Source organism: Allohahella marinimesophila, assembly GCF_039538005.1.
In the GTDB taxonomy this organism is placed as follows: domain Bacteria; phylum Pseudomonadota; class Gammaproteobacteria; order Pseudomonadales; family Oleiphilaceae; genus Allohahella; species Allohahella marinimesophila.
In genome coordinates this window covers 545,814-567,383 of the sequence record NZ_BAABBO010000007.1, presented here as the reverse complement: position 1 = coordinate 567,383, position 21,570 = coordinate 545,814, and the positions used below count along the sequence as shown (strand labels likewise).

Annotated in this window: 15 protein-coding genes; 9 read left to right on the top strand and 6 right to left on the bottom strand. The window is 58.0% G+C overall.

Annotated elements, in window-relative coordinates; all coding sequences use genetic code 11:
• Positions 1-50 precede the first annotated feature (50 nt).
• Both ABD735_RS08095 and ABD735_RS08090 read left to right on the top strand, forming a co-directional pair.
• The gene (locus ABD735_RS08095; protein ID WP_344805158.1) at positions 51-1,817 is read left to right on the top strand and encodes an ABC transporter ATP-binding protein; all 1,767 of its coding nucleotides are present in this window, start codon (positions 51-53) and stop codon (positions 1,815-1,817) included.
• Between the two features lie 94 nt (positions 1,818-1,911).
• A complete protein-coding gene (locus ABD735_RS08090; protein ID WP_344805155.1) occupies positions 1,912-2,811 on the top strand; it encodes a DUF4382 domain-containing protein in 900 nt (299 codons plus the stop codon).
• 27 nt (positions 2,812-2,838) lie between these two features.
• Here ABD735_RS08090 and egtD read toward each other — a convergent pair whose 3' ends face one another.
• The 4 genes from egtD to ABD735_RS08070 all read right to left on the bottom strand — a co-directional run bounded on the left by egtD (position 2,839) and on the right by ABD735_RS08070 (position 7,773).
• Positions 2,839-3,822: an L-histidine N(alpha)-methyltransferase gene (gene egtD / locus ABD735_RS08085; RefSeq protein WP_344805153.1), complete on the bottom strand. Its 984-nt coding sequence runs from the start codon at positions 3,820-3,822 to the stop codon at positions 2,839-2,841.
• 2 nt (positions 3,823-3,824) lie between these two features.
• Entirely contained in the window at positions 3,825-5,183 is a 1,359-nt protein-coding gene (gene egtB / locus ABD735_RS08080) for an ergothioneine biosynthesis protein EgtB (protein WP_344805151.1), read from the bottom strand.
• A 78-nt stretch (positions 5,184-5,261) separates the two neighbouring features.
• Positions 5,262-7,172: a M48 family metalloprotease gene (locus ABD735_RS08075; RefSeq protein WP_344805149.1), complete on the bottom strand. Its 1,911-nt coding sequence runs from the start codon at positions 7,170-7,172 to the stop codon at positions 5,262-5,264.
• 1 nt (position 7,173) lies between these two features.
• Positions 7,174-7,773, bottom strand: a complete 600-nt coding sequence (locus ABD735_RS08070; protein WP_344805147.1) for a LemA family protein — start codon at positions 7,771-7,773, stop codon at positions 7,174-7,176.
• Between the two features lie 108 nt (positions 7,774-7,881).
• Here ABD735_RS08070 and ABD735_RS08065 point away from each other — a divergent pair, with 108 nt between their 5' ends.
• The 3 genes from ABD735_RS08065 (at position 7,882) to ABD735_RS08055 (ending at position 11,420) form a co-directional block, all read left to right on the top strand.
• Entirely contained in the window at positions 7,882-9,111 is a 1,230-nt protein-coding gene (locus ABD735_RS08065; RefSeq protein ID WP_344805145.1) for an aminotransferase class V-fold PLP-dependent enzyme, read from the top strand.
• An 80-nt stretch (positions 9,112-9,191) separates the two neighbouring features.
• Positions 9,192-10,571: an NAD-dependent succinate-semialdehyde dehydrogenase gene (locus tag ABD735_RS08060; RefSeq protein ID WP_344805143.1), complete on the top strand. Its 1,380-nt coding sequence runs from the start codon at positions 9,192-9,194 to the stop codon at positions 10,569-10,571.
• A gap of 276 nt (positions 10,572-10,847) precedes the next feature.
• Positions 10,848-11,420, top strand: coding sequence for a type 1 glutamine amidotransferase domain-containing protein (locus ABD735_RS08055; RefSeq protein ID WP_344805141.1), 573 nt, complete (start codon positions 10,848-10,850; stop codon positions 11,418-11,420).
• Positions 11,421-11,470: 50 nt separating this feature from the next.
• On the opposite strand, the gene ABD735_RS08050 is transcribed toward ABD735_RS08055, so the two are convergent.
• Positions 11,471-12,166: a dienelactone hydrolase family protein gene (locus tag ABD735_RS08050; protein WP_344805139.1), complete on the bottom strand. Its 696-nt coding sequence runs from the start codon at positions 12,164-12,166 to the stop codon at positions 11,471-11,473.
• Positions 12,167-12,280: 114 nt separating this feature from the next.
• On the opposite strand from ABD735_RS08050, the gene ABD735_RS08045 reads away from it, so the two are divergent.
• A complete protein-coding gene (locus ABD735_RS08045) occupies positions 12,281-13,063 on the top strand; it encodes a TSUP family transporter (RefSeq protein ID WP_344805137.1) in 783 nt (260 codons plus the stop codon).
• Between the two features lie 21 nt (positions 13,064-13,084).
• Here the strand turns inward: ABD735_RS08045 and ABD735_RS08040 are convergent, their stop codons facing one another.
• Positions 13,085-15,964, bottom strand: coding sequence for a response regulator (locus tag ABD735_RS08040; protein WP_344805135.1), 2,880 nt, complete (start codon positions 15,962-15,964; stop codon positions 13,085-13,087).
• A 358-nt stretch (positions 15,965-16,322) separates the two neighbouring features.
• Between ABD735_RS08040 and ABD735_RS08035 the strand changes: the two genes are divergently transcribed.
• From ABD735_RS08035 to ABD735_RS08025, 3 genes are read left to right on the top strand one after another with little or no spacing between them, the layout of a single operon-like run.
• A complete protein-coding gene (locus ABD735_RS08035) occupies positions 16,323-17,516 on the top strand; it encodes an acyl-CoA dehydrogenase family protein (protein ID WP_344805133.1) in 1,194 nt (397 codons plus the stop codon).
• Complete coding sequence (locus ABD735_RS08030; RefSeq protein WP_344805131.1) at positions 17,513-20,431, top strand: response regulator; 2,919 nt, start codon at positions 17,513-17,515, stop codon at positions 20,429-20,431. Before ABD735_RS08035 ends, ABD735_RS08030 begins: the two co-directional genes overlap by 4 nt.
• Positions 20,424-21,566: an efflux RND transporter periplasmic adaptor subunit gene (locus tag ABD735_RS08025; RefSeq protein WP_344805129.1), complete on the top strand. Its 1,143-nt coding sequence runs from the start codon at positions 20,424-20,426 to the stop codon at positions 21,564-21,566. The genes ABD735_RS08030 and ABD735_RS08025 overlap by 8 nt, the downstream gene beginning before the upstream one ends.
• Positions 21,567-21,570: the final 4 nt, after the last annotated feature.

Sequence of the window (21,570 nt, the reverse complement as noted above, 5' to 3'; positions counted from 1 at the left end):
ATGCTATTGCACAGCCATCATTCATTGCCGTCCCCTGAGTTTGAGGTCCCATGCATTCTGAAGCTACACTGCGGCCCGGCGCTGCACTGCTGGATTTTTTCCGGCCATACCGGTATTGGCTGCTCGCCATTCTGTTGACCTGGATTCTGACTGGTCTGGCCATGGTGGCGATTGGTCTCTTGCTCGCCGCTTCCCACGACGGCTTCCCGACCAGACCGGTCATAATGATTGGCGCTGCGGTCTACGCGATCGTGCTGCTGCGGTATTTTGCTGTCACCTCGGTAGGCGAACGCATTGCGGCGGATGTGCGAGCAGCCATTCACGCCAAGTTGCATCGCTTGCCGACCGAGCAGATCGACCGTCTGCATGGTGGCGATGTGCAACAGAGAATGTCTGGCGACCTGGCCACCTGTCATGCCTTTCTCACAAGCAATGCCTCGATATTGATGCGTAACGCCTTTCTCTTCGTGGCCGCCTTCGTCAGCGTGCTGTTTCTCGACTGGCAGCTGGGCCTCTTCCTGGCTGTGGTCTTTGCCCTGGTCATCACACTGCTGGTGCGTCGTTCGCGTCTGCGGCAGACCTCCCTCGCTGCGGAAAACCGACGTGGCGAGCTGAGTAACTATCTGTTGGAAACACTGTCTACCATGCGCATCATTCGCGCCTACGATGCTGCGCCATCGGACAGCTACCGTTTCAATACGGCGAACAGCTCGGTGTTGCAGAGCCTCCTGAACATTCTTCGCAAGCGGCTGCTGACGAATGTATTGACCGTGGTCTCGCTTGTGGCTTTCGTGGGCATCTTCCTGATCTTTACCGACCGCAGTGTCGAGGCCATGCAGGCGACCTCGACAACGGCAGGTTCACGCAAGCTGTCACTGCTGTATTTCTTCGGTCTGCTAGGGCTGTCTTCTGCCTCGATGATCGAGGCTGGCATGCGCTGGGTCGAGACCAGTGCAGCTGCCAGCCGCATCAGCTATCTGTTGTCATTGCCGGACCAGCCGGTATCGGCCAGACGTCTGAAACCGCTCGAGGCGGGTCCACCGGACATTCGCTTCGAATCGGTGACCTACCATCATCCTGCTTCAGAAGGCGCTGTCAGACCGGCCGCAGCGTTACAGGATGTCACCTGCCGTCTGCCAGGCGGTAAACTGACGGTGATGGTGGGCCCTACGGGCAGCGGCAAGAGTACTTTTATCGATGTCTGCCTGAATAATATCAACCCAGGCCGTGGACAGGTATTCTGGAACGATACCAGCCACGCGGCGATCGATGCCGCCAGCTTGCGCGCCCGCTCTGCGCTGGTAGACCAGGATGTGCTGATCCGCTCTGAAAGTCTGCGCGACAATGTATTGTTCGGCAGACCACTGGATGAGCCAAGCCTGCAGCGGGCCTATGAACAGAGCCAGCTGCAGGAAGTACTGGACAGGCTACCCGAAGGCGATCGGACGCCGGTAGGCGAGGGCGCCGCGGTCAGATTGTCGATGGGCCAGAAGCAGCGGCTGGCCATCGCTCGTGCATTGTATGCGAAACCGTCCCTGGTGCTGCTGGACGAACCGACTTCTGCGCTCGATGCCCTGACCGAGGCAGCCATTCTCAAGACCTTGGTGGGACTGCGCGGCGAAGCCACGGTACTCATCGTGGCTCACCGCCTCGCCGTGGTGCCGTATGCCGACCATATCATCGTGCTCAAGGACGGCAGAGTGGACGCTGAAGGTAGTCTGGCGGAAGTGATGGCGGGTTCAGCCCTGTTTGCTGATCTGATGGCGAGTCTGCGGGAGACTGACTTTGACAGGTCACCCGATCACAACGAACGGTAACGTTTCGTGACGGTGCTCTTGCAGGCGCAGTTGTAGAATCGATCACAGCTGACTGGTCGATACCGGATCCGGCTACCATTCGGTGGAGCGAAGCATGAAACGGAAGACTTCGAATATCGTCGGCCTGGCCCTCCTGAGCGCCATGATAGCAGGGTGCAATAATGGCAGTGATGCTCGCTCGGACGTTACGGGCACCCTGTCACTCAGCCTGACCGATGCTCCAGTCGACAACCTCCTCTCTGTTTTTCTCACCTTTACCGGCCTCGCATTCCAGTCGGCTGACGGGCAGCGACATGACATCGTCTTTCCAGAGCCGCGACGGCTGGATCTGTTGACGCTGCAGAACGGTGACACCATATCGCTGGTCGAGGCTATCGAGTTGCCTGCTGGTAAATACTCATGGCTGCGACTGGATCTGAGCGAAGAGACCGGTAGCCTGTTTGTCAAAGATAACCTTGGGGGGCAATACAATCTGACAGTCCCGTCAGGCGCTCAGACCGGCCTGAAGCTGGTGGGTGGTTTTTCCATATTGGCCAATGGCCAGAGCGACTTTACCATCGACTTTGATTTGCGGAAGTCAGTTACGCTGACTGGTACCGGGTCGGGCACTGGCGACTATATTTTGCGACCAACGCTGCGTCTTGTCGATAACGCTCAGGCCGGCGCCATCGGTGGACTGGTCGACACCGAGTTGGTGAGGGCACACTGCGACAATCCTCAACTGTTCGGCGGCGTGATTTACATATTTGAACGAGCAAATGTAGTGGTCAATGATTATAACGCCAATTCTGGCGGCGCGCTGGTGGCAGTGCCCGTCTCGGATGGCGATGGTGATGGCACTTTCAGTTACATGGCAGCCTTTTTACCCGGCGGCGAGTACACGGCCGCCTATACTTGTGATATCGATGATCTCCTGATCGACGAAAACCTCACATTCACGCCGCCGGTCAATGTTCTGGTATCCGCCGGGGCCAGTGCCACTGTCAATTTCTAGAGAACCATCGGCACGATCAGGTCGGCATCAGACGGCCTGAAGCAGATGCATGCTGAACAGGGACTTTTCATCCAGCCAGCTGGTCTCACAACGCCAGCCTGCACTCCCCGCTAGCTTGCAAAAGCCTTCGTCGGTGTACTTGTGAGAGTTTTCGGTGTGAATCGACTCGCCCTGTTCAAACTCGAAGGTATGCTGGGCGAGACGAATAGACTGCACCGATTTACTGACGAGGTGCATCTCTATTCGCCCCTCAGACTCATTGAAGCGTGCTTCATGAGCGAACTGCGTAATGTCCACTTCGGCGCCAAGCTCGCGCTCAAGGCGCTCGAGTATGTTCAGATTGAAGGCGGCAGTGATGCCCTGCGAATCATCATAGGCCGGGATCAGCACCCTCGGTGACTTCAGTGTATCCACACCAATGAGCAGATAGTTGCCGCTACCGAGCGTATCTGCTGCCGTGCGGAGAAAGGCGATGGCCTCGTCGTGGGTCAGGTTGCCGATCGTCGAGCCGGGGAAGAAACCCAGGCGCTTTGGTTCAAGTTTGTGCTGTTCTGCCGGCGCGAGATCGACTGTGCTGGTGAAGTCGCCAACCACTGGTACGACATCAAGACGGGGAAAACGCGCGTCGAGTCGTTCACAGTGGTGGAGCAGGAAGGTCTCGGACACGTCGATCGGCAAATAGCGTCGAACTGCCGGCATATGCTTCAGCAGCTTTTCAACTTTGGTGCAGTTGCCGCTGCCAAACTCGACGATTTCAGTCACATCCGGCAGCAGTGTCGACAGCTCGGCGGCTACGCCGTCAAGCATGCCCAGTTCAGTGCGGGTAGGATAATATTCGGGTAGCTCGCAGATCTGTTCGAACAGCTCCGAGCCCTTGCGGTCATAAAAGTATTTACTGGGAAGACGTTTCTGTGGCTGGCTCAAGCCATCGAGCACATCTGCCAGGAGTTCGGCAGTAGCGGGGTCATCGCTGATGCCAGTTACTGCACTGTCCAATACCGCTTGTGTCATGCTCAATCGTCCTTGGCCAGCCTCAGACCAGTGGCCTGCCAGCGCTGATGTGGATAGAAGAAATTCCGGTAGGTCGGGCGAATAAGGTCAATGGGGCTGGTGAAAGCCCCACCGCGAAGAACGAATTGGCCACACATGAATTTGCCGTTGTACTCGGCGAGGGCGCCATCGAGGGGTCTGAAACGGGGATAGGCCGCAAAGGCACTGCGGGTCCACTCCCAGACACTGCCGAACAGCGACTCGATGCCTGAGCCGGCATCATGTTCCGACCGTTCAGGGAGCCAGATTCCGCTCTCCTGGAAGCGTCCCTCCAAGGGCTGGTCAGCGGCGACTGCTTCCCATTCAAATTCATCTGGTAGGCGCGCGCCTGCCCAGCGGGCAAAGGCGTCCGCTTCGAAATAGCTGATATGACAGACGTGTTCGAGTGGGTCGAGCTCACGCACACCATGGGGCGTGAAACGCAGCCACCGATTTCCGTCCTGGCGCCAATGGAGCGGGGCGTTCCAGTCCGCTGATTTGACTGCGGCCCATCCGTCTGAAAGCCAGAACTCGGGGTTTCGATAGCCGTCATCAGCCATGAACTCGAGCCACTCTTGATTGGTGACCGGTCTGCTCGCGATTTTGAAGGGTTCCAGCAGGCGCTGATGTCTCGGCCCCTCACAGTCATAGGCAAACCCCTTCGCGCGCGCAGGTGTCGCTGATTCGTTGGCTGTGTCGGCCCCGAAGGACAGGATGCCGCCAGCATGTCCGACCCAACGCATAGCAGACGCAGTAGTACCAGAGTGTGGCTTCGATAAGGGAAGTTCAGGTGCCCACCGGGGGAGCAGTGGATGCTGGCTGAAGGCATGCAGCTGATCAGTGAGCAGGAGCTCCTGATGCTGCATTTCATGATGGCAGCCAAGTTCAGTACGGGCCAGCACTTGCTGCGACGTCTCGGCGGAATCAGCAGAGTCGATACCACTGAGCAGCTGCGTCATGGCTGCATCCACATGATGACGATAGTCGATCACGTCATCACTCGATGGCCGGCTCAGCATTCCACGCAGTGGTCGCGGGTGCCTGTCGCCTATGGCCTCATAATAGGAGTTGAAGAGATAGTTGAAGTGATCGTTGAAGCAGGAATAGTTGCTGGCAAAGGGCTTGAGGATAAGCTCTTCGAAAAACCAGGTCGTGTGAGCGAGATGCCACTTGGACGGACTGGCATCTTCCATGGACTGAAGGCTCATGTCTTCGCTGGACAGGTCTTTGACAAGGCCAAGGGTGGCCTTTCGTACCTTCCGAAAACGTTCAGTATGACCTGAAATATGCTCCGTGCGCTGATCGGAAACTGTGGCGCTGGCGCTCACCTGGCGGTCGAACATTTATTGTTATCTCTCGGGCTGTGTTCCAGCGGGATGATACGGCATGCCAGAGAATCTGGTTCAGCGCTGGACGTGAGTTCAATTCAAGAACGACTTGTCGAATTGCAGCGGCGGGCGTTCGACACGCGGCGTGTAGTCCGCGCTCATCTGGGGTGGCAGTGGGCAGCCGAGTAGTTCACAGCTGATACGCAGTAGCTCGTACTCTCCGACGTCTATGCGATCATCATGGCGTACCGCCATGGCGCAGGCGTCGATAAGCGCGGGCTTGAGCAGCGGTGGCAGTTGAGCAAGCCGCTGTAAGGCCAGTTCCAGCTCTGCAGCGGTACTTCGAGACCTGAACTCGAGGGTCAACAAGGGAAACCACTGCAAGGCGATCACCGCAAATAACCGAGCTGCTGGCTCGTCAGCAGGATTATCCTTCACTGACGCTGCGGCGCTGCAACCCAGCCTGCTGAATAGCGATAACAGCACCGCCAGCTCGTGAGCCACCGTGTCGTAACGTTTAACGCGTTTACGCTTGAGGCCGTGTCGCTTTGGACAGAGGTGATGATTGAGATACATCACGAAGCAGACATTGGTAAGCCCGCGCACAGGCGCCTGCCCAGCTGCCTCACTGACCTGTCCAAGTAGCCTCTCACGGTCCGCATCAGGCATTTGCTTCAATGTGCCGGTCAACCATTCGAGCAGCGGCAGTCTTGCCGCCTTGCCTGGTCCCTGGGCCTCCAGGTCGCGAAACCCTGAGCCTAGCAGTTCGACCAGGAGCGGTGCGGCAGCGTCCACCCTGTCGAGCGCCGAACCAAATTGCTCCACAAGCCCCAGGCGCACCGCGATGGCCCAGGCCATTTCTACTTCGCCCCAATGACCAACCCTTGCGGACACCGCCTGGGTCGTCGTCGCGGCAGGCGCCGTGCTGCCCGCGTCTGATGAAAGGTCCGCATGTCTGTTCCTGGCAGCTCGCCGCTGTTCGAGCGACTGCTGATTCCGGCGAATCCGCACGCTGCGCATAAAGCTCGCGTCAACCGCTGAAATCCTTGCTGTCAATGGTGGGTGCGAGGCGAACCAGCGGTGGCTCGACAGGCTTTCGCCAATGCACATGTGATTCAATTCCCCTGCCATGGCGGCATGACGCAGACCTGTGCCGTCCTCTGCCGTCATGAGCTTGTGCAGCGCTGACGCCAGGCTGCCCGGCTGCCGTGTATATTGCACAGACGCAGCATCGGCAAGATACTCACGCTGTCGGCAGATGGCAGCCTGAATGACGCGACCGGACAGGGTGCCGATCGACCCCGCTACCCAGAGCAGCAGACCAATCGGAAAAAGGCGCACATCGCTCTGGGCGCCCCGACTGTACCAGCGTTGTCTGCGTTCGGAGGAGATCATGCGCCTGCCGGTGCTGCCAATCATCATGATGCCACCGAGCATGATGATGATCCGGCTGTTCAGCCTCATGTCTTCATGGGCAATGTGACTGAACTCGTGGGCCACCACCGACTGCAACTCATCCCGGGACAGGCCGTCGATAAGGCCTCGGGTCACCACCAGCACCGCGTCATCCCGGCTCAACCCAGCCACGAAGGCATTCAGGCCCGCTTCTCGAGGCATGATGTACATCTGTGGCGGAGGCACTCCAGAGGCTATGCTCATTTCTTCGACCACGTGGACGAAACGTTGTACCTCGGGCGCCTGCGAGGCTCGTTCGACCAGCTGCCCGCCAGCAGCTGCGGCCAAATGTTCGCCTCCGCGCTCTATGGTCTGCGCGCGCGTCCAACTGCCGTACAGAAATGTGGCGAGGGTGAAGAGGCTGATGTAAAGGCCTTCAGCGGTCATCCAGACTGCAAACGATTGCGGCTCAGCCTTCAACCAGCGATTGAACGCGAGAAAGGGCAGGACGTTAACCGCCGCGAGTATGCCAACGACGGCGAGCACGAAATAGACGCAGAGCTGAAAGCTCAACCGGCGGGCATCAGCCTGGCGCTGAAAAAAATCCACTTCAGGACGTGCCTAGATTTACCTTGACGCCCTGCCGGGCCGCAGGATCTTCAGTGGTGAAGGGCCGGGTTGGTGTGAAGCCGCAAAAGCCTGCGACTAGATTGCTCGGAAACTGTTCACGGTAGGTGTGATACACCATCACGGCATCGTTGTAGGCCTGACGTGCGAAGCCGACCCTGTTTTCGGTGCTGGACAGCTCCTCCATCAGCTGGGAAATGGTGCCGTCGGCCTTCAGATCCGGATAGGCTTCTGCAACGGCATAGAAGCGACCCATGGCCTTGTCGAGCATGGTTTCGGCAGCGCTGAGCTTGTCGATGGCCTCGCCCTGGCCCGGGTTTTTCGCAGCCGCTGCAGTGGCCGTAGTAGCATTGTTGCGTGCCGTCATGACCTGCTCCAGGGTGGCGCGCTCGTGACCAAGGTAGGCGCGTGCAGCTTCCACGAGGTTGGGAATGAGATCGTGTCGACGCTGAAGCTGGACGTCGATCTGCGAAAAGGCATTCCTGAAGCGATTCCGCAGGCTGACCAACTGGTTGTACATCGAAATGATGTAGATCAGCAGGCCGCCGATCAATGCAAGTACAATGAATTTTTCAATGCTCATGAATGGGTATTCCTCAGCGGTAACTCGGTGCCATCAACCGGTCTTGATCCAGTTTAGCATTCGTGTGCCGTTTTTGACGGCCGGACGAGTGTTTTTGCGCAAGCAGGCATGCGTTTGGTCACAACTCTGAAACTGCTTGTCACGTACACTGCAGAGGTGGTCTTCTATGACAACATCGATAACACCCAAAGCCGAGGCAGCACCGTGTCAGTTCAGTATCCAGCCGTAGACCCTGAGGGTCTTCTAGAGTTTTCAGTCGTCTTCACAGATCGGGCACTCAACCACATGTCAGCCGCTTTCCAGGGGGTCATGAGGGACATCTCGAGTGTCATGCGTGAGGTCTATAACGCCGATGCGGTCGCTATCGTGCCTGGGGGCGGCACCTATGGTATGGAGGCTGTCGCCAGACAGTTTGCCAGTGGGGCAACCTGCCTCGTGATCCGGAATGGCTGGTTCAGCTATCGCTGGTCACAGATTCTCGAAGCCGGTTCCATCCCTGAAGACACCATCGTCATGAATGCGCGGCCAGTAGATCACAGCGACCAGCCTGCCTACGCGCCGCCTGCGATCGACGATGTGGTTCGCACGATCAGGGACGAGCAGCCAGCTGTAGTGTTTGCACCTCACGTGGAAACCGCTTCAGGAATGCTGCTGCCTGACGACTACCTTGCCCAGATCGGCGAGGCGGTGCATGAATATGGTGGACTCTTCGTGCTGGACTGTGTCGCATCCGGTGCACTCTGGGTAGATATGAAAGCCTGTCATGTGGATGTACTGATCAGTGCGCCACAAAAAGGTTGGAGCTCATCGCCATGCAGTGCCATCGTGATGTTCAGCGAACTCGGCTCTGAAAAGCTGGCACAGACGAAAAGTACCAGTTTTGCCAATGATCTGGGTAAGTGGCGGCAAATCATGCAGGCCTATGAGGCTGGCGGACATGCCTACCATGCCACCATGCCCACCGATGCCCTGGCGAAATTCCGAGACAACATGCTCGAAACCCAAGGAACTGGTTTCGCCCACCTGAAAGCGGCCCAGGTTGAATTGGGACGTCGCGTGCGTGCATTGTTCGCCGAATTTGGTTTCAAGAGCGTCAGTGCATCTGACTACGCGGCCCCCGGTGTGGTCGTCAGTTATACGGGCGACCCAGAGTTCCGTAGCGGCGCCTGGTTCAGGGCTCGAGGGCTGCAAACGGCAGCAGGCGTTCCTCTCATGATTGGCGAATCGGCCGATTTTAGTACTTTTAGAGTTGGTCTGTTTGGCCTTGAGAAATGGAATGATATCGACGGCACCGTAGCCAATCTTGAACGTGCGCTCAGCGATCTGCCCGAAAGATGACATCTCCGCCATACTTCATCTGCGGGTGGGGCATGAGCGTAAGCCATTGATGACATCCTATCACCAGCATGGAGATCATCATGAGCGGGACATCCACCACTATAAATCCCAGTACCGGCGAAAAGATTGCCGACTATCAGATACTTACGGATGCCGAGGCATCAGCCGCCGTCGATCGTGCAGACGAGGCGTTCAAGACCTGGCGCCTGGAAAAGCCGGAAAATCGCGGCAAGATTCTGAACAGGCTGGCCGATCTGATTGAAGAGCGGCAGGAAGCACTCTCGCAACTCATGACCCGGGAGATGGGCAAGCCGATTTCGCAGGGTTACCAGGAGTGTGAGCTCTGTGCTGCCATCTGTCGCTATACGGCAAAGCAGGGGCTTGAGCAGCTGAAGGACGAGAGCCGCGAACTTGAAGGCGGCCGTGCGCTGGTCTCCTATCGCCCCATCGGTGTGATACTGGGCATTCAGCCCTGGAACTTCCCCATGTATCAGGTCATCAGATATAGCGCTTCGAACATCATGGCCGGGAATACCACAGTGCTCAAGCATGCCTCGAACGTGTTTGGTATGGCGCAGGAAATCGAGAAACTGTATCTGGATGCAGGCCTGCCCAAAAATGTGTATCAGTCTCTGATACTCGACGGCAAGGGTGCGAGCAAACTGATCGATCACCCGAAAGTGCGCGGTGTGACCTTTACGGGTAGCGACGACACCGGCAAGAAGATCGCCGAGGCGGCAGGCAAGGTGGTAAAGAAAACGGTGCTCGAGCTCGGCAGCAATGATGCATACGTCGTGCTCTCAGACGCCGATATCGATCTCGCCGTCGAGGCTTGTGTGCAGGCTCGCATCGTCAACAATGGCGAAACCTGCGTAGCGGGTAAGCGCTTCGTCGCCAGTGCTGCCATCTATGATGAGTTCAGAGATAAGTTCGTCAAGCAGATGGCCGCGATAAAGGTTGGTGACCCTACCGACAAGGACACGCAGCTTGGGCCGATTGCGCGCGAGGATCTTCGCGATACGATTCAGGAGCAGGTCGATAAGTCGCTCGCCAACGGCGCAACGTGCGCCGTTGGGGGCAAGGTGCCGGACGGCAAAGGCTTCTTCTATCCCAATACCGTGCTTGAGAACGTGAAGCCGGGCATGCCGGCCTATGACGGAGAAATATTCGGCCCGGTGGCCTCGTTGATCAAGGCCAAGGACGATGAAGACGCTATGCGTATCGCCAACGATTCGCGCTATGGCCTCGGCGGTGGCCTGTTCTCTAAAAACGAGGACCGCGCCATTGAACTGGCTCGCAATCATTTCGATACCGGCATGATCAATATCAATGGTTACAACCTCGCCAAGCCGCAGTTGCCGTTCGGCGGTGTGAAAGACAGCGGATATGGTCGAGAGCACGGTGGCTTTGGCATCCGTGAGTTCGTCAATATCAAGGCGATCATGATCAACGCTGCCTGATCTGTGCCTGAATCATGACAATCAGAGCGGCTTCGGCCGCTCTTTTTCTGTAAGCGCTTCATTTACTTTGTAATTACCACCGTGTGCCAGCTGTTCGATATGAAGGCTCAAGCCTGGTTGGCGGCGCATGACATGATCTTAATGGGGCTGCAGGTCCCGTCGTGAGCGGCCCGGCCGTGATTTGTGCCGCGACGGCAGCCCTTACCGGTCACTCTGGCACGACCTCTGCTCCCTTATTGGCGTGCAAACAAGTCAACGAATTACAAGGAGCATTCCATGACTGACTCAAACAGACTCGAAGGAAAGAAAGTGGCTATATTGGCAGCCGATGGCTTTGAACAAAGCGAGTTGTTCAAGCCTCGTCAAGCGCTGCTAGACGCCGGTGCCAGCGTCGACGTCGTGTCGTTGGACAGCGGCAGTATCAAGGGCTGGGACTCGGACAACTGGGGCGATTCCATCAACGTAGACAAGGTAGTCACCGATGTGTCGTCCAAAGATTACCATGCCCTGGTGCTACCAGGTGGCCTGTTCAATCCAGACGCACTTCGCGCCAACAAGGATGCAGTGAAGTTCGTTCAGGGTTTTTTCAACGAAGACAGCGTGAAGCCTGTCGCTGCCATTTGTCATGGCCCATGGATGTTGGTCGAAGCTGGCGTCGTCAAGGGTCGGACGCTGACCTCATTCCCGAGCATTCAGACAGATCTGAAGAACGCTGGCGCAAACTGGGTGAATGAGGAAGTCGTTGTCGATAACGGCATTGTGACCAGCCGGAAGCCGGACGATATACCTGCGTTCAATCGCAAGATGATCGAAGAATTCTGTGAAGGTCGACATACCGAAGCGGCATGATCAGTTGGTGAAACGAAAGGCTGCCATCAGGGCAGCCTTTTTTGTGCCTGTCAGACAAGCGCTCGATCAAGGAAAACAGCCGTTCGCTCATTGGCGATCTCAGCCTGCTGGGCGTCGTAATTCTGGCCACCGTGGCGGGCAAAGGCATGGTCAACGCCTTTGTAGAGATGCAAATCGATATGGGAGCGGGTGGCCAGTGAGGCGAAGACCTTCTCGCGCGCGTCTCGGGAAGAAAACCCATCCAGCTCCGCAAAGTGCAGCATCAGCGGAGACTTGATGTTCTCGCGCTCGTCCAACAGGGTTTCGAGGGCTACGCCGTAATAGCCGGTAGAGGCATCGATATCTGTCCTGCTGGCCGTAAGGTAGGCCAGCTTGCCGCCGAGACAGAAACCAACGGCGCCCACGCGGCCATTGCAACCGGGAAGTTCGCGAACCTGACTGATACAGGCCTGAACATCCTTGATGCCCCGGTCAATGTCGAAGCGGTTCATGTAGTCAAAGGCCTGTTGCCACTCTTCATCGGTGTTGTCGGTGAGCTGGATATTCGGCTCGAGTCTGGAGAAGAGGTCTGGACAAACGGCATGGTAGCCGAGCTGGGCATATTTTTCGGTCAGCCGACGCATTTCGTGATTGACGCCGAAGATCTCCTGCAGGAGGATCAGCGCCGGACGGCGGCTCCGAGTGTCAGGTGCGACCGCATAGGCGTCGAAACGATGGCCGTCATCGGCCGTGATCTGCATGTTCATTCATTACTCCTGTGTGTGAGTGAAGTCCTGTGCGTTTGATCAGCTACTATTACGCAGCCTGAAGTCCATAAGACTGTTAAGCCAGTCCATCATCCATCTTGAGAACATTCATTCATGCCTGTAGAGAGCGTCAGTAGTGTCGATTGGTCAATAGCCATGCTGCTTGGTCTGTTCTGTGTGGCCGCCCTTGCCGGATGGGTCGATACACTGGCTGGCGGCGGCGGTTTGCTGACGCTGCCTGCGCTGATTCTGGTGGGCATTCCGCCAGTCAGTGCGCTTGCAACAAACAAGAGTCAGTCCTTTGCCGGCACCTTGACGGCAACGCTTGCCCTGCTGTGGCGAAAACAGCTGAACCTCAGGGAGTTCTGGCCTTTGTTGCTTGCAGCAGGCGTTGGCGCGGGTATAGGGGCCGTGATCGTTCAGAATGTGGCCACGGACTGGCTGCGCTGGTTCGTGCCTGTGCTGTTGCTTGGGGTGGCTCTCTACTTCCTGTTGTCGCCAGCACTTGGCGTACTCGAAACTCACGCCAGACTGACTCAGCCCTGGTATGGCAGTACGGTCATTCCGGCCATTGGACTGTATGATGGCGCCATAGGACCAGGTACTGGCTCCTTCTTTGCGGCCAGCGGTGTGGTCTTCCGGGGGCATACGCTGCGGACGGCGACGGTGCGGGCAAAGCCCTTGAATTTCACGACGAACGTGGTGGCGCTCGTGTTGTTCTCTGCTGGCGGGCAGGTGGTCTGGGCGATTGGCGCGGCGATGATTGCCGGACAGGTGCTGGGCGCCTATACCGCGAGCCACATGATGCTGACGATTCCCCTGCGATATATCCGCCGCATGGTCATCACCATGTGCATATTGATGTCCTTGGCACAGCTGTACCGGCTTCTGTTCTGATCGGCCACGCCTCCCAGTGCGTCAGCTCGTAAGATCGTGACCTTCCAGCAGAGTGATCAGGTCGTCGGCAGTAACGGGTTTCAGCAGAAAATGATCGAAACGCTCAACGACTGAACCCAGCTCTGAAGGATCCCGCCCAGTCAGCGCAATAAAAAGGCTGTTCTGAAGCGAGGGTTCGGCGCGGAGACGCTCCAGCACTTCTACGCCGCTGATATCGGGCAGACCGAGATCGAGTACGATGGCGTGAGGCTTGTTGGTCAGGGCCTGGGTGATGGCAGAGGTGCCGTCAGGCGCAAGGTCGACCTGATACTGTCTGAAACCCAGCAACTGGGCGAGTGCCTTACTGGAGTCAGGATTGTCATCCACGAGCAGAACACGGTAGCCGGACTGCTCGCTCATGGCCGCGCGTTCCACCACGGCCACCTGTGCTCGAGCTTCGAGGATGAGTTGAATGAGCCTGTGCTCATCGACAGGCTTGCTGAGATAGCTGCTGCAGCCCGCTTCCAGGCATTTTTCGCGCTCGCCGAGCATGGCTCCGGCGGTGAGGGCGATGATCGGCCGATCGAAGCCATCGTCGCGCAGCTGCCTGGTGGCCTCGAAACCGTCCATGATCGGCATCTGCATATCCATGATGACGGCATCGAAGGCCGGACCGAGCGTCTTGCTCAGCTCTACACTCGCTAGCGCCGCCAGGCCATTTGGCGCCGCGCGTGTGGTGCCTCCGGCACGCTCGATGAGCCGTTGTACCAGCAGGCGGATATCATCACGATCATCCACGACCAGAATATGCACACCGGTGAGCGAGTCGGGCTGATCCACCAGTGTCGCTCTGGAGCCCGCCGAAGACAGCTCTGGTTCGACGAGTCGTAACTTGCAGGCTTCGTCTATGGTCAGCCTCAAGGTGAACGTGCTGCCAACGCCTACGCTGCTGTCCACCGATAACGAACCATTCAGCAGGGCAGCCAGCTGGCGAGAGATGGTCAGACCCAGGCCCGTGCCACCGAAACGCCTGGTCATGGTATTGTCGCCCTGTTGAAAGGCCTGGAATATGGCGTCCATCTGAGGCTCTGGAATGCCGACGCCAGTATCACTGATCGCGAAGCTGATGATGGGCGGTGTGCTGGTGTCATCGAAGCTCACCGCAAGTTCGACCGAACCTTTCTCAGTGAACTTGATGGCATTGGCGGTCAGGTTGATGAGAATCTGTCGAAGACGAACCGGATCGGTGTTGATGAATTCGGGCAGCTGCTTCGGCATGAGCACTTCGAAATCGAGACCTTTTTCTCCGGCCCGGACCTCCATGAGAGAAAACACTTCGCTGACCACCGCAGCGGGCGAACTCGGCTCCGGATTGACCTCCAGCTTGCCAGCTTCGATCTTCGACAGGTCAAGCACGTCGTTGATCAGTTCGAGCAGGTAGCGGCCATTCCGGCGGATGGTCTCTATGCTGACCAGATCATCGGGATCGTCGAGATGCGAGCCAAGAATGTCTGCGTAGCCAAGGATTGCGCTCATCGGCGTGCGAATTTCGTGACTCATGTTGGCCAGAAACTCGCTCTTGGCCTGATTGGCCTGTTCGGCAGCTCGCCTTGCCGCCTCCAGCGCTTTTTCCGTTTGCTTCCGGGCGGTGATATCGCTCGCTGTTGCGGCAAGAAAAATGATCTCGTTGATGTCGTTCCTGATAGGTGTCAGTGCGAAGTCGGTAATTCGCTCGCTGCCATCTGCCAGCCAGTAAGAGAGTTCCACCCGCATTGGCTCGCCCATGGCCGCAGCCTCGGCGCCAGCTCGTATCAAAGCCTGTACCTGGCTGGATCCTCGCCACCATGGCGTCTCCCAGAACAGTCTCCCCAACACTTCCTTGCGACTGTAGCCGCTGGACTCGAGCGCGGTGCGATTGATTTCGGTCAGGGTGCCATCAAGATCCATGATGCCGGCGAAATAAAGGTTCTGCTCGAAGAAGACCTGCAGTTTGGCAGCGAACTCAGTGGACTGCGCCCGCAGCTGCTGCTCCTGAATGCTGGCCAGCGCCTTGTCCATCGCGGCTAGTGCGCGTGCCCGCCAGATGAAGAGTAAGGCGCTGAAAATCCCGAGAAACACGCCGACGGCGAGGAATATGCGCGGTACGGTCCAGAATGGCTTTGGTGTGCCATACCACTTGCGATAAATCGTGGCATAGGTCTCGCTGGCGACCACTTCCTTCACAGCTTCATTCAGCCGGAGGAAAAGATCTGGTCGATCCGCCCGTATGGCCACGGCGCGTCTCACCTCGACCAGGGTGCGCCCTACGGGCTGAATGCGATTCTCGAGGCCGCTCTCGCGAAGCAGGCTTTCGACAACCGGCGCAGGATAGACCAGGGCGTCGACTTCACCGGCGAGTACAGCCAGTAGCGCCTCACGTAGCGTCGAGTAGACGATGGTTCGGGCGGGTCCATACTGCCTGATGATGTCGAAGCCAATGTTGCTCTGTATCACCGCAACCGAGCGCTCGGCCATGTCTTCGACAGTTTCGATGGAGTCATCGTCGCTGCGCTTGAACAGTCTGACAGCCGCTGTTTCTATGGGGGCCGTGAAAAGCGCATAGCTTTCACGCTCTGGCGTAATGCCCAGGTTGGGTATCACGTCGATCTCGCCAGTGCGCAAGGCCTCCTGGACGTTTTGGATAGATTCGAAAATTATGTAGTCCGGAGTGAGACCAGCCTTTGCAGCGATGACATTGAACAGCTCAATGGCAAAGCCGTCCGGTTCGGCGCCCGCGTCCGTAATCTGATAATGCGGTGGAAAGTTTTTCGGCACGCCGACGCGGATGCTTTCGGCGAGCACCAGCGACGGCAGGAGCCCGAGCAGACAGGCGCAGAGCGTGAGGCAGCAGCTCATGATCCGGGTTCGGCGAGAGAGGGTCACTTCGATGGGGAAACCTTGTCCTTTCAGGCGGATACCAGCCGCCCTATGGCGGAGTCAAGTGGGAGTCATCATTCTATAGATTTCTCACGTTGACAAGCAATGACCGATCGCCATGTTCGGCGCATAATAGGGCATGCTCGCCTGCTGAGAGCTGCCCCGTAAAGACCGCGGCTGCTAGCGAACAGCCAGGATCGGCACTACGCTTGTGAGGTCCGCAGGCCAACGGTCAAATCGGCTGACAGGCGGGTCCGGTTGTTGGCTTGGCGAAGTAAAGTATGCCAGGCCAAATCCTGCCTTGCAGCGGGGCCTCAAATACTCATAATTCTGTTCGTTTACCTGGACAGACAGGTCCCGACACATGAAAAGTGAAGACATGACCAAGGTTCAGGCTGCAAGGCCTGTCAGCAGCCGACTTGCGAAGCTGCAGGCGACCGTAGTCAGTTTGACGGCCAGCGATATTGCGCCTAGAGCGGAGGAGGTGGATCGGGCGTGTACCTGGCCAGCTCATAGTATGGCCGCGTTAAGCAAAGCTGGACTGCTCGGTTTGCATGTTCCGCAGGCACTAGGTGGGCACGAGCAAGGTCTGCTGGCCCTTAGCGTGCTCACTGAGACGATTGCCCAGGCCTGCCCATCCTCAGCCCTCTGCTTCGGCATGCATTGCGTCGGGTCGGCTGTCATTGCTGCCAAGGCAACAGATCTGCAACGTACTGACTACCTGAGAAAAATAGCCCAGGGTGAACACATTACCACGCTGGCGCTATCGGAAGCGGGAAGCGGCGCCCACTTCTATCTGCCCGCAACGCTCATGACACCTTGTGACTCGCATCTCGAGGTCAATGGACAGAAACAGTTCGTGACCAACGGTGGTCATGCCGATTCCTACGTGCTGTCGGTTCTGGACGGCAGCAGCGAACACCACTCCGGTGACTTCAGCTGCCTCATTGTCGATGCAGACACTCCGGGCCTCACATGGTCTGGCGATTGGCAGGGCTTTGGTATGCGGGGCAATTCCTCGCGTGCCATGGCGCTTGACAATGCGAGGGTGCCAACCACCAATCTGCTTGGCGAGCCCGGCGATCAGGTGTGGTACGTCTTTGAAGTAGTCGCACCATACTTCCTCATGGCAATGGCAGGCACCTATCTGGGCATCGCCGAAGCCGCGCTCAACGAAGCCCGGGAGCATTTGAAAGCGCGTCGACATGCCCACTCTGGCACAGCGCTGGCCGATCATGACATCCTGCAGTCAAGGCTGGCCACGATGTGGATCAGTGTGGAGCGAACCCGATCGTTCATTCGGGAAGCCGCGCGAAAAGGTGATCTGGGCGATCCCGCAGCCTTGCCGTTCATCTTGGCGAGCAAGGTCGATGCGGCCGAGACGGCTGTGGCCATTACCAACGAAGCGATGACGCTCTGCGGTGGTTCAGCCTATCGGGAAAATAGTCGCCTGACACAGATGCTGAGGGATGCCCGCGCCAGTCATGTCATGTCGCCGACGACTGATATGCTCAAACTGTGGACAGGGCGCGCCTTGCTGGACATGCCGCTGTTATGACGCAGACGGAGCCCACTCAGCTGCTGGTCATGGTGGCGGTGGATGAGCCGCTGGACGAAGCGCTCGCCGCGGCCGTCGATGAACGGTCACGTCAGGATCCGCTCGCCGGCTTTGGCCTGACTCGTCTGGTCGAAGCAGAGTTCGAAAGCTTTTTCGTGCAACAGAACGAAGTCGATACGATACCGCCGCTTGTCGTGGTAGGCGATCTTGTTCGCAACGAAGCTGCACTCATCCGAATTTTGCAGGGACTTGCTTTCAAGGGCCATATTTTCCTGCTGCCGTGGCAGGAGCGGCAGGACCAGAAAGGACGTCTGGGGCACTTGCCCCTGTCGGGCCTGCACTGGTCGATGCTGGATGTGAAGCGGCCAGGGTTGCCAGAATTGCTCGCTGGTGTTGCAGCGCAATGTCGTCAGCGTCAGAATTTGCAACGCAGCCTGAGCAGGGCCAACAGCCAGTTGCGGCGATACCACAGCGGCCCATCGCAGCAGGAACCTCGCGTTGCTATTTCAGATTATTACCTGACAAGTTTTCTGACCCACTCCCGAGATGCGGTGGTCGCTCTGGACCCGCTGCAGCGGGTCCTGTACTGGAGCAGCGGCGCTGAACGATTGTTCAGGGTGAGTCAAGAGGAAGCCGTCGGACGCGCTGCTGCCGACCTGCCATGCTGGTCCTCGGCCTTGGAGTCAAGCCTTCAGGATGTCCGGGATGACGACGATACCGTGGCAGTAGAGGCCAGCTGCCGGATCGCTGACTCAATGAAGACGACTGAAAGCGTCTGCTCGCCAGTTCACGATGAGCTAGGCCGCTTTGCTGGCTATCTGATCATCGTCCGTGATGTCACCGAGCGGCAGCAGCGGCTCGAGGCCGAGCGCGCAGCCCATGTTGAGGAAAACCGGTGGCTCAGCAGTGAACGGCAATATCTGCGAACCCTGTTCAAGCAGGCGCCGGGCTTCATCGCTGTGACCACCGGGGCAAACCACGTCTTCGATCTTGTGAACGACGCCTACCAGCAAATCATCGGCCAGCGGGAAGTGCTTGGTTTGCCTGCCGTCGAAGCCCTGCCTGAGATGCAAGGTCAGCAACTGCTGGTCCTGCTTGATCATGTTTACCAGTCCGGAATTCCTTATGTGGGCTCTGGCATTGCCGTGAGGCTGCAACGGCGCCCCGGTGCTGCTCTGGAAACACGTTTTGTCGATTTCGTGTTTCAACCCATTAGCGATGACGCTGGCAGAACGACGGGCCTGTTCTGGCAGGGATCGGACGTCACTGACCACAAACTCACGCGTGACAAACTGAACCTGCATCAGAAAAATCTGGAAAAACTGGTGCAGGAGCGCACGAAGGCCCTGCAGACCAGTCAGCTGGCGCTGCAGAAAAGTCAGAAGCTCGAAGCCATCGGTCAGCTGACGGGCGGCATCGCCCACGACTTCAACAACGTTCTGCAGATCATCACTGGTAGTCTTCAGCTGCTCCAGCTTGAGGTCGAGGCCGAAAGATTGCCCTCGCAGACCTTGCAATACTTGAAGACCGCTGTCGATGCCGTCGATCGTGGGAGTAATCTGTCGTCTCAACTGCTGGCATTTGCCCGTCGTCAGCCCCTGCGGCCAGTGCCCCTGAATCTGAACAGAATACTCAGGAACATGGGAGGGCTGCTGCGCCAGGCACTTGGTGAAGCTATTGAAATCGATGTCATTGAAGCCGCTGGCCTCTGGAATACGCTCGCCGATCCACATCAGCTCGAGAATGTAATTCTGAATCTCGCGATCAATGCTCGTGACGCCATGCCCGAGGGCGGTAGCCTTACCCTCGAGCTGGCGAATACCTATCTTGACGAGCATTACGTTCTGAGTCAGCCTGATCTGCCGGCTGGGCAATATGTCCAGCTGGCGGTCTCAGACACGGGCACAGGTATGACGCCCGACGTGCTCGAACGCGCCTTCGATCCTTTCTACACCACCAAGCAGGATGGCAAGGGCACCGGGCTTGGCTTGAGCATGGCTTATGGATTCACCAAGCAGAGTGGGGGGCATATCCGCATCTATAGCGAGCCTGGCAAGGGCACCACTTTCAAGATCTATCTGCCGCGAAGCTACGAAGCCGAGATAGAAGCACCGATGTCTTCGGGCGGACCTGTGGTGGGCGGCAGCGAGACCATACTCGTAGCCGAGGACGACCCCGCAGTCCGTAATACCGCTGTCTCGATGCTGCAGAAACTCGGCTATCGCGTGCTTCAGGCTGAGGATGGTCGTAGCGCCCTCAGTGTCCTGAAAAGCGGCATGGGTGTTGAAATGCTGTTCACCGATGTCGTTATGCCCGGACCTGTCAGCAGCACGGATCTGGTGAAGAAGGCGCGCGCGCTGCATCCGGATATCAGGGTACTCTACACATCTGGCTACACCCAGAATGCGATCGTTCATGGCGGCAGGCTCGACCGTGGCGTGGAGTTGCTCAGCAAGCCATACCGACGCGAGGATCTGGCGGGAAAGGTGCGTCAGATGCTTGACGCCCGACAATCCGAGCCACTTCGGGACCCGGGCCCCCTGCATATTCTGCTGGTAGAAGATGATGACGGTACTCGTGACGCCGTAGGCGAGCTTCTGTCCCATCTCGGCCATGAGGTCAAGGCGGCGGACAGTGCCGAGGCGGCCCTCGAGCATCTTGCCCAGCAGCGCTTCGAGGTGTTGCTGACCGATCTCAATCTGCCTGGTATGTCAGGTGCCGCATTGATCAAGCGTGCGCGACTGTCCAGCCCGGACATGCAGGTCGTGGTAGCCTCGGGGCAGGGGACGGAGGAATGCGAGGGCCTCGAGCCGGTACCGATCGTGCTGGCCAAACCCTATGATCTGGCCTCTCTGCGCTCGGCACTGCAACAGGTGAATCAGATGATGATGCACAAGGCGGGTCGTGATGGATGACGTCCGCAGAGGCTCAGGTTCCTGGCGCTGGCTACTGCCGGTACTGATCGCAGGGCTGGCTGCGGCCGCCGCTTGGTATCAGCTGAACCGCGCGTCAACGGTGGGAGAGATGCCGCTGCGGAACCCAAACAAGATCTCTTCCGTGCGGGTAGCGCCGGCTGAGCAGGGTCGGCTCGATATCCAGGTCAGCGCCATAGGCACGGTCACTCCGCTCAACACCGTTGTCGTGCGCAGTCGCGTCGATGGCATTCTCGATGAGATCCTCTTCGAGGAGGGGCGAGAGGTGGTACGGGGGCAATTACTCGCCCGCATCGAGCCCGATGTCTACGAATCGCGCTTACAGCAGGCCCTTGGGCAGTTTCAGCAAAACCAGGCCCAACTGGAAAACGCGAGGGCAAATCTGCGCCTGTATCAGGATCTCCTGAGAAAAAATGCGATCCCAAAGCAGCAGTTCGATAGTCAGACGGCTGTATTGCGGGAGCTGGAAGCGGCAGCAAAGTCGCTACAGGCTCAGGTCGACGATGCCCGTCTGCAGCGCTCCTGGACCGATATCAGGGCGCCGATTTCCGGCCGCCTTGGCTTGCGACAGATTGACGCTGGTAATCTGATATCGGCCAGTGCAGCAGATGGACTGGTGACGATTGCCCAGACAAGCCCTATTGCGGTCGTTTTTTCGATACCGGAGACGGAGTTGCTGGGGCTGCGCCAGGCGCTGCTTGGTCAGGACACCTTGCCTGTAGAGGCCCTAGACAGGCAAGCGCAGGACGTGCTGGCCGTGGGGCGAATCCTGGCCCTGGATAACCAGATCGATGCCGCTACCGGAACGCTCAAGGTGAAGGCGGCCTTCGACAATGAATATGAGTCCCTGTTTCCAAATCAATTCGTAAACGTACGCGTCGGGCTCGGCAGCACCGAAGAGACCCTGATCATCCCGGCCGATGCCGTGCAATATGGTGCCCGTGGCAGTTATGTCTATGTCGTTGAAGAAGGCCGTGCATTTCTGCGCGACATCGTGGCCGGTGAACAGGTAGAAGGTCGCCTTGCAGTGGTCAGTGGACTTGTCGAAGGTGATCTCGTGGTGACAGACGGCCTGGATCGTCTGCGGGATGGGCGTGAGGTCTCAGTGGATGGGTAGCAGC